We start from the raw sequence: 14672 nt of genomic DNA, 5'->3' as shown, positions 1-14672 counted from the left end.
AGAATAATATAAATACTGATAGAAAGGAAAATTAAATAGTTGAACTTCGCTAAAACATTAGGATAAAAAAGATATATATCCCACTGTACAAGTTGAAAAAAGAATAGAATAATATATACATACCCGACAACGGATGTATATGCTGTATCACCGCAAACCCTATTTGAAATAGCAATATGTTAAATTTATTCTACAGAAAGTACATGACGACGTTACAAGGAGGGCTGAAATTGTTCAATTTTTTTCGTAAAAAAGAATGTATTGAAATTGATGTAAACAGGTTTAATGCAATGCTGATAGCCGTTTTAGAAAAACTACCAAGCGAATATTCGATTTATCTGAAACAAATAATGGAAGGAATCTTGCAAGATATAGTTCCTGTAATTGGAGATTCGGATTATTCTTTTGGCGTTTCATATAAAAGGGAAGTTATAAGAAAATATGAAAAAAAAGATGAGAAAGATTTTTCTATTACTGGTATAAAAATATTTAATGAAAAAACAAGCAATGAAACCCAACTTGAGATTTTTTTTAGCTCGGGAGTAATTGCTGGTGTTTCATCCGATAATGAATTAATTCTATCTGATTTAAATCTAAATAAAATTAATATTGATTTTATTAAAGTGAAAGAAAAGGAAATGGATGAAAATGTAAAAGAAATTATGCTATCTTTAGGGATTAAAAAATTTAATCCGAGTGATGTATTTGAAGTAAAAGTAAAAGGCCGTAGAATGTTACATTTAAGAGATTTATCTGATGGAGATTTCTTAGCTAGTGAAGATGGAAATTACTATCTAATCAGTGTTTCCCTTAGAGAGGTATTAGAGATTTCATCTTCACATTACGACACAATTAGGATGAATTTATTTGATCTTTCCGAGAATGATATTTATTCATTTATTAAAGACTAAAATTTACAAATAAATTTTAGAACAGTATCTTTAGCAAAGGATAAATGTTTTTTAAAAATATTAAGCTAAATGATTAATGCATCGTGAAATTTACAAACGAAAATATCTACAGGTTGCCTTCATCTGATATCTAGGGGAGTTATAGTAAAGTTTATACCTGTATTACCTATATTTAAGGTGAATATGCTAGTCTAAATAATCTACTTTTACCCATAAAGAAACCCGGATAGAAAATACTCTATTTTCCAACCGGGTCTTATTTTAATAATGTTATTTTGAGAAAATCTTATCAATTTGGTCTAGCATTAAATTCGCAGCTAGTACGCCACCTGCTGTATTCCAAATAGAATCATCGACTCTATATGCATGATCTTTTTTAACTGCTGATAGATTTTTCCATAGTGGATCATTTGTCCAATCTTTTTCAGTTGCTAATGCTGTATCATCACCAGTTGGAAGGTATGTAAAATAGAATATTAGATCACCATCCATTTTAGGAATAGCTTCTTTTCCTACTTCAATAGCAAGGTTACCTAGCTTACTGTCAGCTTTAAACATTTTGTCTTGTTCAGGAACTCGTTTAAATCCAAGCTCATTAAAAATGACACCAGAGAATGAGTCAGTATAGTAAATTCGAGATTTATCAGCCAAAAAGCGAACAACTGATACTTGTTGGTTTGTTTTATCTCCAAGTTTAGCTTTTAAAGCTTTTACTTTATCGTCGTATTTTTGCAAAACGTCTTTTCCCTTAGATTCTTTATTTAAGGCTTTAGCATACAGTTCAAAGTTTTCTTTCCAATCACCGCGTAATGTTTCTGAGAAAACAGTTGGGGCGATTTTACTTAGTTTTTCATAATCCTTTTCTTGTCTCATTTTATTACCAATGATCAAGTCGGGTCTTAAGGAAGCAATTTTTTCAATATTGATTGCGCCCTCCTCGCCAACTACTTCAACATTATCCATTTTATCTTTAATATGATCATACCAAGGGTCTCCTGCCCATGATTTTACTGCTCCTACTGGTTTTACACCCATTGCTAGTAAAGCTTCTGTTCCTTCATTTGTTAATACAACAATACGTTTTGGCATCCCTTTAACTTCTGTTGATCCCATTGCATGTTTAACCGAATATGAAACTATTTTTTCTTTTGAAGCATTTTGGTCTTTATTTTTTTCTTTTGTATTTCCACAAGCAGCTAGTGTAAATACAGCAATGATTGCTAACAGTGCAATCAATTTGCGAAATGTACTTGGCATCTCTTTTCTTCCTCCAATGTATGTGATAAAATTAAAAATGAAATTCGATAATGATAATCATTATCACTTGTATTGTAATAATCATATGGCACGATATTTTCGTTGTCAATAACTATTTAGGAAATTATTTCATATGCTTTGAATATTAAATTTAGGAAAGAGATTTAACTACATATGATATTTAATAATACTATTTCGAAAACATTAGCTTTATTGATTAGCGTTATCATCCTGATACTATGTATAGGAATTAGCATTGTATATGGTTACGCAGATACCTCTATTGAAACCGCATTACATGCTTTTACTCAATTTGACCACTCAAATGAGCATATTATTATTAGAAATTTACGTGTTCCTAGAGCATTAATCGCTGCAAGCGTTGGAGCTTCTTTAGCTATAACAGGCGTTCTTATGCAAACGCTAACAAAAAATCCGCTAGCCTCGCCTGGTATTTTAGGTATCAATGCAGGTGCGGGATTTGCAGTCGTTTTCTCTATGGTTTTCTTTAAAATTTCTGGTTTACAGTCATTTGCTTGGATTGCCTTTTTAGGAGCTACTATTGCTGCAATTGCAGTTTTAGGAATAAGTTCTTCCGGAAGGGACGCAATGACTCCTATTAAAATCACTTTAGCTGGTGCTGCTATGAGTGCACTATTTTCATCTTTTACTCAGGGCTTACTAGCAACCAACGAGGCAGAACTTGACCAAGTATTATTTTGGCTTGCAGGTTCCGTGCAAGGAAGAAAATTAGAGATATTAACCTCTGTTTTTCCATATCTAGCTTTAGGTTGGATTGCTGCTTTATTCATTTCTCCTAAAATGAATGTACTTGCACTAGGCGACGATATAGCAAAAGGATTGGGATTGAATCTAGGTTTTATCAAAGTAATTGTTGGTATAATCGTTATTCTACTTGCTGGAGGCTCTGTTGCAGTTGCTGGTCCAATCGGTTTTATCGGAATTGTCATTCCACATATTGCTAGAAAATGTATTGGTAATGACCATAAGTGGCTAATACCTATGGCAGCGTTATTAGGGAGTATTTTGTTATTAATAGCAGATGTGGCTGCCCGTTATATAATCATGCCTCAAGAGGTACCTGTCGGAGTCATGACAGCATTCATTGGAACACCATTCTTTATTTACATTGCAAGAAAGGGGTTCAAAAAAGCATGAATCACTTCAAAACAATTAGACTCCTTAAAGATCGACTATCTTTTCTGCTTGATATAAAAGCATATAAGAAAATCATACTTTTAGTATTCCTAACGATAGCGATATTCATTTTTAGCGCTTCAGTTGGGGATTCCTATATTAATCCATTGAACGTGTTACAAATCTTATTTGGTGGAGGTAATGATTTTGACCAGTTAGTCGTTATAGATTTTAGATTACCCCGAATCTTTATCGCTGCTTTTGCAGGGATGGCTTTAGCTGTAGCTGGTGCAATATTACAAGGAATGATAAAAAATCCACTGGCGTCTCCGGATATTATTGGGATTTCGGCTGGTGGTGGAGCTGCTGTGGTTGCCTTTTTAGCTATTTTCAGTGATTCGAACCATTCATTAACGGTAAGTATTCAATGGCTTCCTGTTGCAGGATTTATCGGCGCTACTAGTATTGGATTTTTAGTATATATTTTCGCTTGGAAAGATGGTATTACACCAATTCGACTCGTTTTAATCGGTATTGGTGTATCTGCATTTATGCAGGCAATGACGACGATGCTAATGTTGCTTGGACCAATCTATAAAGCAACTGAAGCGAATATGTGGATTACAGGGAGCGTTAGTGGAGCTAACTGGGATCAAGTAAAAATGCTTATTCCTTGGACAATTCTTTTGTTGCTTATTACTTTCTTTATAACGAGACATTTAAATGTTCAAGAATTCGGAGATGACACTGCATCTAGCCTTGGACACTCCGTTCAAAAAATGCGTTTCTTACTTTTATTGTTGAGTACTGCCTTAGTTGCAGGGGCCATTGCTTTTGCTGGAGCTATTGGCTTTGTTGGATTAATGGCACCGCATATTGCACGACGACTAGTAGGTTCATCTTTTGGTGTTTTAATTCCTACTGCCGCTACAATTGGTGCACTTCTAGTAATGATTGCAGATGTTATAGGTCGTACTGCCTTCAGTCCACTTGAAGTACCAGCAGGCGTTTTCACCGCCGCTATTGGTGCGCCTTACTTTATTTATTTATTATTTAGAAACCCCAAAAAATAAAGGAGTCCGAGAAAATATGACAGAAACAATTGAAGCAAAATCTCTAACGCTTAGCTACGGAAATTCTATTATTATAAATAATCTTGACTTATCAATTCCAGTAGGCGAAGTGACAATTTTAATTGGTTCTAATGGTTGTGGTAAATCGACACTTCTACGTTCCATCGCTAGACTATTAAAACCAAGTGAAGGCTCCATATTATTAGATGGGAAAAACGTCTTCAAACTTACAAATAAACAAGTTGCTAAAGAACTTTCTATTCTACCACAGTCCCCGGTTGCACCAGAAGGACTGACCGTTTTACAGCTTGTTAAGCAGGGGAGATACCCTCATCAAAGTTGGCATAGTCAATGGTCACAAGAAGATGAAGAAATCGTTATGAATGCTTTAATATCTACGGGAGTTGAACATTTGAAGGATAAACCTATCGAAGAATTATCTGGCGGTCAAAGGCAACGCGCTTGGATTGCTATGACACTAGCTCAAAATACGGATATTATTTTATTAGACGAGCCAACTACTTACTTAGATTTAACTCATCAAATAGAAATATTAGATTTATTATATAAACTAAATAAACAACAAAAGCGAACAATTATCATGGTGTTACATGATATTAATCTAGCCTGCAGATATGCGGATTATATTATTACCGTTCGTAATCAAACAGTATATAAAAAAGGGAAACCTGAAGATATTATTACAAAGTCACTCGTGAAAAATGTCTTTGATTTAGAGAGTGAAATCATCCGTGATCCAATTTTTGGAACACCCATGTGTATTCCATACGGAAAAGGACGAAGCATTTTAAAAGAGGAAGCGGTATTAAATGGAGTCGCATCTTACTGAGCAGGAGAAACAAAAATTACGAGAATTTCGATTTACTTCAACAAAGAGCCGATCAGAGCTTTCGATTGAGTTAGCGCAATTAATGGACAGGGATATGCTCTCTATTTATTTGGAGAAACTATCGAATTTGATGGTAGCACCAAACCTCCAAACAACAGCCTCTATTTTTATGAAGAGATATGCATTTTTAGCTGTTATCTTTCTTTATTCAATGACTGTTTATAATAAAAAGCTTGATATTTCATTTCAAAACATTTCCTTAGAGAATATTGGAAATCAGGAACAATGGCTTCCCAAGATTTATTTTAACCAAACAACAACTTTTGCTTCAACTGAAGATAGAAATGAATGGAGAAAAGAATGCATCAAGGAACTGTTTGCTGAACATTTATTTCTTATAGTGAACCATCTAAATAAAGAAGCTAAAATCTCTAAGGATATTCTCTGGGAAAATATTGTGATTTATATTTATTGGCTTTATGAGAATCTTTCGACTCATGACAACTTAGAAATCAGAATTCGTGCTAAGGAAGATATCCATTACCTTATTCATGAAGCACCTGAAAATGTTTTAGGTATTTCTAACTCAAATGTTTTTGAAAAGTACGGTTACGATTTTGTTAATGACAATGTCAACATCAGACAAAGAAAAACATGTTGTTTATCTTATAGGTTAAAGAACGGAAGCAGGAGCTGTAACACATGTCCACTTAGTGGTATTAAGGGTAGAGTAGATAAAAAATAAAGCGATTCTCCACTAAATAGGAGAACGCTTTATTTTTAATGCAATTTTTTGATTACTGATTGAAATTAGGGCATAGCTATATTTGTTTTTGTTTATAGTCTAATTATACCGATATAAGGATGATCGAGATAACAATGGGATGGTAGGGGAATAGTCATCTAGAAATTGATGGTTCATTAAATACATTTTCATGTTCCATGCCGCAGCATATTAACAAGATATTTTTATTAAAGCTATTGAGCTTAAGCAACACTCAAAGGGAATCTTTTTCATTCTCTCTTCAACTAACAATTGAAGAATCCTCTTAAGGTATTTTTCAACAAATTACCATTATGGAACCACTCTTAATGTAATTTTGATTGTTATTTGTCATTAAAAGTCAACTTCTCAATAATAAAAAGCTGTACCGTTGTCACACGCTACAGCAGAAAATAGGTGAATTAATTATTCATATCATTGAGACCTGGGCTATGCTCATTTGGCATTTCTGGCAAAACCGGCACAGGGAATCCTTCTGGTGGAGGAGTTACATTTAATTCTCCGCCATTTCTACTTGGAGATTGCCCTTGAAAGATTTCACCGATACGTGTCGGGTCTAATCTGAAATTAAATTGAGCATTATGATAGCCCATTTCAACATACTTTCTACATTCAGGATATTTGTTGATATCATAGTTCGGAACAGGGAATAGTTTACCCCAATCTACACCTAAAGTTTCTAATGCTTTGGCAAATGCATTTTGGTGAGCATTGTCACGAACTATTAGGAATGCAAGTGTTTCTCTAAAAGTCTGATTAGAACTCATTTCATAAATACGTGTCTTTTGAAGGACACCAGTTGATTCAAGAACTAAATTGTCCAATAAATCTGCAATAAGGTTTCCATGTGCATACACCCATGAGCCATTCCACGGATTACCTGAAGCATCGACAGGTAAAGATGATTGAGCTGCCATAATATAATGGTGTGGATTTGCATGTCTAACAGCATCATCTAATGGTGCTTGATCCAAACCATTGTTGCCCGGTGCAGAAGATTCCCCAGAATCATTAAGTAATTGATTAATTGTATTCTGAACAAGTTCTACGTGAGCTATTTCTTCTAAGAAAACGCCACGAAGTAAATCACGATATTGTGTTTCCTTGCCTCTAAAATTAGAGCTTTGGAAAAAGTATTGCATCATGGTTCTCATTTCACCATAATGACCACCTAATATTTCTTGCATGACCCGTGCTGCTTGTGGATCTGGTTTGCCAGGTTTAATAATATTAATTAATTCATTTTTGTAATAATACATTTACATCCCTCGATTCGGATTAATAGGTTTTAAAATAATCTACATGTAATTTCTTCAATTATTTTTTAACATCTTCGTCATATACACTATTAGAAAAAGTTTGAAAGCCAGAAATCATGCCGTAGCTTGTAGTTAAACCGGTCCAAACACTAAATACTTCATCTTAATGCATTTTTGGATTTCTGCTAAGTAAACCCTTACTTTCTACACGTCCTTTTCTTGTTTTTCGCCATTTTTTAAACAAAGATAGTATAGGTGGATTTTTAAAAATAATTCATAGAATAAATCAAGGATATTTACAAATTAACTCATTCGATTAGCAAGAATTTGAGTATAAATATACTAAAACTAAACGGTACCTGTTTCTGTATAGGAAACTGCATGTAGAACTGCTCCAGAGCCAAAACGCGAGTGTATGTAATCCATAGTATCTCCTAACAATCTTCATTTAAATTTGTTTGTCTCGCATAAGTCTAGTTGCAAGGATCATTCAGATGGATTGAAACTGATATGACGTTCTGGTAAATCATATAAGATATTCACTAAACAGCTACTTAAAATCCTTTGAAGGAATTTTACTAGAAGGGAAACAATATTGCTTAAGATCCCTACTTTGAGTTTGAGGAATGGCTACAATGCAGAGAATAAAATGTGTTATACTTTAAAAAAGACTAGAAGTGAGGAATTTATGGAGAAAAGCAAAAAACAAAAGACCAATAAACTAAAAATAATTATTCGAGGATTATTAGTCATTTTAGGGGGATTTATAGCTGCCTATGGACTAGAAACAGTATTAATTCCAAATCATGTATCCGATGGAGGGGTGACTGGGCTAAGCATTGTGGGTTCTGAACTTTTTGGACTACCATTGGGAGCTCTCATTGCCATCATAAATATCCCTTTTATTTGGTTGGGTTATAAACAAATCGGAAAAACTTTTGCCCTATTTTCGATTATCGGCATTGTTTCATTATCGTTTGGCACCATCTTATTTCACCATACGCCGGCAATTATTCAAGGGGATACTTTGTTGATTACGGTTGTTGGTGGTATTATTCTTGGTTTTGGGATGGGACTAGCCTTACGTAATGGCGGTGCATTAGATGGAATTGACATGCTTGCCGTACTTCTATCGCGAAAATTACCATTTGGGACAAGTGATTTCATTCTCTTCTTAAACGTGTTTGTATTTATAGTTGTTTCAACCGTATTTGGTTTACAAGGAGCAATTCTTTCGGCAATTGCATACTTTATAGCTTCTAAAGTAGTTCACATTGTGGAGGAAGGTTTGAGTGGTTCTAAAACCTTTAAAATTATCACAAGTCAACCTGAATTAATGGTAGAAACTATACGCGACCGCTTAGGTAGAAGTGCAACGTTTAACGAGGTTTATGGCGGGTTTTCCCACGAAAAGTTTAAAGAAATCAGCTGTGTCATTAATCGCTTAGAAGAAACCAAACTAAAGGAAATTATAAATGAAATTGACCCAAAATCTTTTGTTACTGTTTATGAGGTATCAGAAGTAAAGGGCGGTAATTTTAGAAAGAATGATATTCATTAGATAAAAGTTTTGTCAATATAACACTTATACTGTAAAGAGCAGTATCTTTGAATAAGAACTTCCATAATTATCGCGATAACATTACTTCACAAAGAAAGAACCCATTTGAGTCAACTTTTTTTCACAAAATGAGTCCTTTTAATGTAATACAGGTTACAAGGTATTTTTAAGATAACATTATTTTAAAGCTAGAAAAAGACAAAATTCACTTTCAACTTCAAGTGAATTTTGTCTTTTTATATAATCATTTTCTTGATATGCCTTATGCGATAGTTTCTCCTTGTAAACAGCCACACGAAGAACTTGCTGTCCCATTACAAAGTAGTGATCTGCTTCGAGTCACAAGATTACCACAATCACACTTACACAAAGGGCTTTTATCTTCATATTCAGCCAAGATGGTAAGATGGCCAAATATTTGTTGTAATAATTTACTTAAAAAATATCCTCTCTTTATAAGAGTCTATTTTTATATTTATGCTATAAAATCCAATCATCAAATAGTTCCTCATCTAAACTACTATCTCTGAAGACTCACCGAAATAGAAGAGATTATACAACGGTGATAAAGTATAGAAATGGATTGAGATTATTCGATATAACGGAGGCAGAAGATATGACTTATGAGTTCTTTAAACAGCTCCAGAGATCTTTCTTCTACAATTGCTCTAAAATATGGTGTTCGGATAATATCCCTTAAAGGAAAGTTCCACTTTCTATATGAAAAAAATAAGTAAAATTAATTTTTTTAATATTATTCATATACTGCCTATTAAGATATCATTGTTTTAAATCAAACTTATCCCAACTTATAAAACCCTTAAAGAGAAAAAGGTTGGTATGCAGGCTAGCTATTGTGGTCGTGGGATTATTTCAATTATCGATAGCATAAGTATCCATTTTAATGCAACGAACATTTTTTGTGGTAGGCATTAGCTCTCTTATACAAGGATCCCTTGTTCTTTGGAAAGAGTAGAATAAATGAATTATATATTTAACGTACGCGTTTTCCGATATAAGTCGCTAGATATAAAAAATTTTTGTCATCATGTAAAAAGAGCAGGGTAACAATAAAATTAGAATTGAGAGGAATATTTATGTGGAAGTGGATGATAGCGTTTATAGGTTGTATTCTCTTGCTTCAAGGTTGTATTTCAAATATTAGTGGCGAACCAAAAAAACAAGAAAAGGAGATGAGAATCGTGCACAAAGGATTAAATGAGCAGTTGCTTCAAGCAGCGGAACATGGAGAGGTAGATACTGTAAGCAAACTCATCAAGAAAGGGGCGAATATCAACGCACAAGACTCAAAAGATAGGACTGCTACTATGATTTCGACCTATAACAATGATGTAGAAACCGCAAAAGTTCTCATCAAAGCTGGAGCAGATGTGAATATTAGGGATGATATGAAAAACAACCCTTTCCTGTATGCTGGTGCAGAAGGATATATAGATATTTTAAAACTTACAATTGAAGCAGGGGCCGATCCGACTATTACAAATCGGTATGGAGGAACTGCTTTAATCCCTGCTTCAGAACATGGATATATAGATGTAATAAAAGAAATACTCACCCATACGGATATTGATGTAAATCATGTCAATAATCTTGGATGGACGGCTTTATTAGAAGCGATTATTTTGAATGATGGGGACGAAAAGCAGCAACAAACGGTTCAATTGCTGATAGAACATGGAGCAGATGTGAACATTCCAGACACCAAAAAGGTGACACCTTTACAACATGCACGTAAAAAAGGCTATTTAGAGATTGAAAAAATTTTATTAAAAGCAGGGGCAAAATAACTAGGTCTATATTGTATTAAATCCCATTCGGTACAAGAGAAACATACTACTATAAATAATAGACAATAATGTAATTCCCGCTTTATCTTCTTCAGATATCCCTCCCACTGGCAAAGCTTTTATTGGAGGCACAATAAAGAATAATGAAATTGATATTAATCGTTGATTACTCATTCAACCGGCAGAAGTTTTATTCCACATTTAACTGTCAAGTTAATCCCTTTATCCAATGGTTCAATTATTGATTAAGTTGTGGATTGACTAAATAAAATTGTTCACCTAATCATAGAAAAGGTAAAAACATCCTCGTGATGCCTTTACCTTTTCTTCTTTTACTTAAATATTATTATTCTTGTGATAAATAACTCAAGTTTTTTAAATCTAAATTTGAAATATCGTAAGAAGAGTTAACAATTTTAAGCATTTTTTTATAATCTTCTACTTCTAAATCAACTTGAGAAACGTAGAAGAATTGCTCATCTACATATGATTCTAGTATGTAGGCACAATAATCTTTTTCATCAACTAAATCCATCGCAAATTCTTCAAAAATTGATTTATCGTCTTTTGATAATTCTTCATCAGCTAAAATATAAATCTTAATCAAATTCTTATACTCTTCTAATTCATCTTCGTCCATAATTTTAAAAGGTAGAAGTTGTTTTTCAGCTGAATTTAACGTTCTTTTCGTATCTTCAATGATTAAATATCCCATCGAAGTACCCTCTTTAAAAAGCATAAAAATTTCTAAATCCTTCATTCGTAATCTTCTTTTATAACGAATCAATTCAAGGCCTCCTAATCTTAAAGAATTGGGATCTTAACCAAAATAGACTAAGTCGAGTATTTGTGGAGCAGCAAGAAATATGGAAGAGAATGAGCATTCTTTTGTTAACTATTTTAAAGAAAATCTATTCAAGTCAGAGAATATAGTTGATATCTAATATTTGTCAATAAGTAATACTTAAACAATTGGAGGCGTTAGTTCATTGGCGTTTTAGTTGAACATACAAAAACTTTATTTTATAGTAATGAGTTCATTTGTTATATAAAAAAGATAGATGAATGCAGGAGTTTCAGTGATAAAGTAAACAAATCACTTGGTCTAACTGATAATGAGTATTCCAATTCAAAAGGCAATATTTCTAGTGTTGATATAAATGGGGATGGACAAGTGACAATTAAAGAAGCAAAAGCAGCAGGTTATAGTATACCCTTAACAAGTATACCCATATATGGATTACCGAGATAATGATGGTATGGTAGGGGAATAAGCACCTAGAAATTGGAGGCTAATTAAATTGCCGAGAATATATGCTAATCCTGTAATAAAGTTATTAACATTTCTTTTTATTTTTATGGTCGTATCTTTGCGGAGCTGAGTATAGGCAATGAATAAAGGAAGCCTTTGCCATCCCGTTCCACGCTTTAAGTTTTTTTGCTATATTTAATATAGCTTAAATTAGTATGAAAGTTAGAAATATATTAAATAAGGAATGATTTAATGAAAAAAATTTATATTATTCTCTTGACAGCAGTTTCTTTGGCAGCTGTTTTGGTTATAACCAATAAAGAAGAGAAGCAGGCCAAGGCTAATACTAAGGCTATTTACGTTGCAACAAATGGAAGTGATCAAAATGTTGGTACAAAATCAAAGCCATTTCGCACACTCAAAAAAGCAGCGTCAGAAGCAAATGCAGGTACTACTATTCTTATACGTAAAGGAGTTTATCATGAAAAACTTATCGTAAAACATAGTGGTACTAATTCAAAGCCAATTTTATTTAAGGCCTACAATAAGGAGAAGGTTATTTTAAGTGGAAAGAACATGAAAGATGGTGAAGAGGATACCGCTTTAGTGACGATTAATAATAAAAATTATGTTACTATCAGTGGAATAACTATCCAGGATCTATCTACTGATTTAGAAGACAAAACAGTAATGGGGATTTATGTAACGGGGACTAGTAGCCATATTAAATTAAGAAATAATACAGTCCAACGCATTGAAACTCATACAGATGATGGGAATGCCCATGGGATTGCTATATATGGAACAGGCAAAATAAAAGATATAAATATTTTTAATAATACGTTACAGGATTTGAAACTGGGATTAAGTGAATCTCTTGTGCTAAATGGAAATATTTACGATTTTAAAGTGGAGAATAATATAGTTCGTCGGAGTAATAATATCGGAATTGATCTGATTGGTTATGAAGGAACTTCCAATGACGAAAAAGTGGACTATGTGCGAAATGGAATCGTAAAGAACAATATAATTTATGAAATATCCTCTTACGGCAATCCAGCATATGGAGAGGATTATTCTGCTGGCGGTATTTATGTAGATGGTGGAAAGAATATAACCATTAAACAAAATACTATTTATAAAAGTGATATTGGAATTGAAGCAACCTCTGAGCATGCTAAAAAATACGCTAGTCATATTAATATAATAAACAATACCATATATGAAAATTTTTACACTGGGATATCAATTGGTGGCTATGATAAACATCGAGGAGGTACAACCAATTCTACTATCTCTCAAAATATTCTTTATCGGAATGATACAAAGGGGTTAAATGGAGGACAGCTATTATTACAATATGATACAAAAAGCAATGTAATTGAGAAGAATATTTTAACTGCTGGCACATCACGGATTTTCATCTCTAACTATTTTACAACTAATCAAAAAAATAAACTAGGTAAGAATGTTTATCATAAAGAAAAAGGAGAAATCGGTATTTGGATATGGAAGGAGAGAGAACATAAATCTTTTCCCGAATTTCTAAAAGCTTCAAAAAGTGATAAGAAATCCAGTTATATAGATCCAAAATATCAAAATGCAAATAAATATGATTTTAGACTAAAAAAAGATTCTCCTGCCAAAAAAATTGTATTCTAACTTTGTATTAGATATTTCCGTGGACATGTTTGCTTTTTATCTGATCGTAATTATATGTATAGATGCACTTGAATTTATTTAAGAAACCTATGGGGGTTAAACACCTCTAGGATAATGAAGGAGAGTCAGCGTTTACATAGTTCGTAATAACACCATACTTTATTGTTGTGGTAAATGAGCTCATTTGCTGTAAAAATAGGATAGATGAATTCAGACCTTTCAGCTATTCATCTATCCTCAAATTCAGATATTTTATTCAATTGCTTAATACATATTAGTTATTCTTAGAGGATTAAAAGATAGATTTTTTAATTTGTTGTATTTCGTTGCTGATCCATTTTGGTTAAGATTTTCTCGCTAGCAGGATAATATCACCATCTTTACGAATCAAGTCTACGCAAAACTATGACGAAGCTTATGGGGACTTATACCATTACTTTGACCCAAGGCAGCTGAATATTCATTAACCACATATTGTATGGCTCGGCGGGAGAGGGCTTTCGCTGTTCCACCGTGTACACTTACAAAAGATCCACCTTTATGAGTGATTTCAATAGATGCACTTTTTCCCTTCAAGAGGCAATTTCACCAACACGCATTCCCGTACCCTGGATTAGAAAGATTATGGCAATATCCCGTTCCTTGTCTCTTTCAAAACCTCTTTGAGCAAGGGGGAGTCGAGTAAATAACCATGATCATTTTTGAAGAATTCCAGGTACTCAGAAATTTCTTCTTCGTTTAAGATAATTGAACTGATATTTCTAGCTTGTCTATTGGCTGTTTTTTTTCTTTTGGATAACTATTTTATTCATATCATTCCTATAGAAGTGACATTCGCCGTTTTCCATTTCTGTTTCCTCCGTTAAGTAATTAAACAAGGATATTAAAGCATGGATAGATAACTCGACAACTATAGGTCCACGATGCTCAACTTGATCTCCTTCATCTATATTTTCCTCTCAAATCCAAGTGAAATTCAATCGTTTCTTTTTTCATAATTTCTAATTCTTTATAGTCAATTGAAGCAGCATTTGCAGCTTCCACAATCCCTTCAGAGAGCAACCAATTAAAAAAGTGTCTATATCTATATAGGTATT

At 33.3% G+C, this 14672-nt stretch carries 11 protein-coding genes; 8 read left to right on the top strand and 3 right to left on the bottom strand.

Annotated features, from left to right (window positions below):
- The first annotated feature begins 230 nt into the window (after positions 1-230).
- Complete coding sequence (locus RST01_RS00695) at positions 231-911, top strand: hypothetical protein (RefSeq protein WP_147193437.1); 681 nt, start codon at positions 231-233, stop codon at positions 909-911.
- 270 nt (positions 912-1181) lie between these two features.
- On the opposite strand, the gene RST01_RS00690 is transcribed toward RST01_RS00695, so the two are convergent.
- On the bottom strand, positions 1182-2168 hold the full coding sequence (locus RST01_RS00690) for an ABC transporter substrate-binding protein (RefSeq protein WP_147193436.1): 987 nt from the start codon (positions 2166-2168) through the stop codon (positions 1182-1184).
- A gap of 174 nt (positions 2169-2342) precedes the next feature.
- Here RST01_RS00690 and RST01_RS00685 point away from each other — a divergent pair, with 174 nt between their 5' ends.
- Genes RST01_RS00685 through RST01_RS00670 form a run of 4 tightly spaced genes read left to right on the top strand, consistent with a single transcriptional unit; the run spans position 2343 to position 5994 of the window.
- Positions 2343-3347, top strand: coding sequence for a FecCD family ABC transporter permease (locus RST01_RS00685; protein WP_147193435.1), 1005 nt, complete (start codon positions 2343-2345; stop codon positions 3345-3347).
- Positions 3344-4399, top strand: coding sequence for a FecCD family ABC transporter permease (locus RST01_RS00680; RefSeq protein ID WP_147193434.1), 1056 nt, complete (start codon positions 3344-3346; stop codon positions 4397-4399). Before RST01_RS00685 ends, RST01_RS00680 begins: the two co-directional genes overlap by 4 nt.
- Before the next feature lie 16 nt (positions 4400-4415).
- The gene (locus RST01_RS00675) at positions 4416-5249 is read left to right on the top strand and encodes an ABC transporter ATP-binding protein (protein ID WP_147193433.1); all 834 of its coding nucleotides are present in this window, start codon (positions 4416-4418) and stop codon (positions 5247-5249) included.
- A complete protein-coding gene (locus RST01_RS00670; protein ID WP_147195038.1) occupies positions 5230-5994 on the top strand; it encodes an IucA/IucC family C-terminal-domain containing protein in 765 nt (254 codons plus the stop codon). The genes RST01_RS00675 and RST01_RS00670 overlap by 20 nt, the downstream gene beginning before the upstream one ends.
- 440 nt (positions 5995-6434) lie before the next feature.
- Here RST01_RS00670 and RST01_RS00665 read toward each other — a convergent pair whose 3' ends face one another.
- The gene (locus RST01_RS00665; protein WP_147193432.1) at positions 6435-7292 is read right to left on the bottom strand and encodes a manganese catalase family protein; all 858 of its coding nucleotides are present in this window, start codon (positions 7290-7292) and stop codon (positions 6435-6437) included.
- 688 nt (positions 7293-7980) lie between these two features.
- On the opposite strand from RST01_RS00665, the gene RST01_RS00660 reads away from it, so the two are divergent.
- Both RST01_RS00660 and RST01_RS00655 read left to right on the top strand, forming a co-directional pair.
- On the top strand, positions 7981-8853 hold the full coding sequence (locus RST01_RS00660; protein ID WP_147193431.1) for a YitT family protein: 873 nt from the start codon (positions 7981-7983) through the stop codon (positions 8851-8853).
- A 1097-nt stretch (positions 8854-9950) separates the two neighbouring features.
- Entirely contained in the window at positions 9951-10661 is a 711-nt protein-coding gene (locus RST01_RS00655; RefSeq protein WP_147193430.1) for an ankyrin repeat domain-containing protein, read from the top strand.
- A gap of 346 nt (positions 10662-11007) precedes the next feature.
- Here RST01_RS00655 and RST01_RS00650 read toward each other — a convergent pair whose 3' ends face one another.
- Positions 11008-11448, bottom strand: coding sequence for a hypothetical protein (locus tag RST01_RS00650; protein WP_244946630.1), 441 nt, complete (start codon positions 11446-11448; stop codon positions 11008-11010).
- Positions 11449-12165: 717 nt separating this feature from the next.
- On the opposite strand from RST01_RS00650, the gene RST01_RS00640 reads away from it, so the two are divergent.
- Positions 12166-13575, top strand: a complete 1410-nt coding sequence (locus RST01_RS00640; RefSeq protein WP_147193429.1) for a right-handed parallel beta-helix repeat-containing protein — start codon at positions 12166-12168, stop codon at positions 13573-13575.
- Positions 13576-14672 lie beyond the last annotated feature (1097 nt).

Source organism: Rummeliibacillus stabekisii, assembly GCF_007988965.1.
Lineage (GTDB): Bacteria > Bacillota > Bacilli > Bacillales_A > Planococcaceae > Rummeliibacillus > Rummeliibacillus stabekisii.
This window is presented reverse-complemented; position numbering and strand designations above follow the sequence as displayed.